Annotated in this window: 2 protein-coding genes; both read left to right on the top strand. The window is 74.6% G+C overall.

Annotation, left to right across the window (positions count from 1 at the left end):
- Positions 1-302, top strand: a 302-nt coding sequence (locus tag BIV01_RS12815; RefSeq protein ID WP_175473719.1) for an endonuclease/exonuclease/phosphatase family protein, incomplete at its 5' end; no start/stop codon positions are given.
- On the top strand, positions 299-919 hold a 621-nt coding region (locus tag BIV01_RS19830), incomplete at its 3' end, for a hypothetical protein (protein ID WP_175473718.1). The genes BIV01_RS12815 and BIV01_RS19830, both read left to right, overlap by 4 nt.

The raw sequence follows: 919 nt of genomic DNA, 5'->3' as shown, positions 1-919 counted from the left end.
TCGTCGTGCTCGGCGACGCGAACGCCCCCGCCGACAGTGCTCCGCACCGGGTCCTCACCGACGCGGGGTTCGCGGACACCTGGACGACGGCGGCCTCGCACGCGTCCGAGCAGTGGGGCACGCACTTGGGCTACCGCGCTCCCCGCCGGGGCGGACGCCGGATCGACTGGATCCTGGCCCGCGGTGCCGACGGGGTGCGTGCCGCCGTGTCGGCGGCGACCGTGTCGACGCGCCGACCGAGCGGGGTGTGGCCGTCCGACCACGCCGCCGTGCAGGCCGTGCTCCGGTGGGAGGCGGCGTGACCACGACCACCGCGGACCACCGCGTGATCGACCGGCTCGGTGCGACGTTCCTCCGCCGACCCCGCGGCGCCGAGGTCGTCGCCGACGCCGTCCGTGCGGTGACGCTGGTGAGCCTCCCGGTCGCCACGATCGGGTGGGGCTGGATCGCGTTCGCCGTGCTCCTGCTCGCACTGCTCGGGGTCGTCGTCCCCCGCGTGCTCGGACTCCGACCCGCCGTCGACACCGCCGTGTGCGCGCTGGCCCTCGTCGCCGGGTGGAGCAGCGTCCTCGGCTGGTACACCTCGGTGTTCCTGTGGGACAAGGTCGTGCACTTCGTGCTGCTCGCCGCGTTGACCGCGGTGCTCTGGGTGATCGCGAGCGACACCGGGGTGCTGCGCACGGGCGACCGGGTCGGCCGGGTCCAGGCGGTCGTCGTCGCGGGTGTGCTGTCGCTGGCGATCGGATCCGTCTGGGAGGTGTTCGAGTTCCTCGGGCACACCTTCCTCGACCCGACCATCTACGTCGGGTACGAGGACACCATCGGGGACCTGGCCGCCGACCTCGGGGGCGGGGTGCTCGCCGGGCTCCTGCTGCCGTGGGCCGTGCGGGACCGCCGGGTCGTCGCCGGACCGTCGTCC

Source organism: Curtobacterium sp. MCBA15_013 (assembly GCF_001865095.1).
Classification (GTDB): Bacteria; Actinomycetota; Actinomycetes; order Actinomycetales; family Microbacteriaceae; genus Curtobacterium.
The sequence above is the reverse complement of the archived record's forward strand: the minus strand, read 5'-3'. Positions and strand labels throughout refer to the sequence as shown.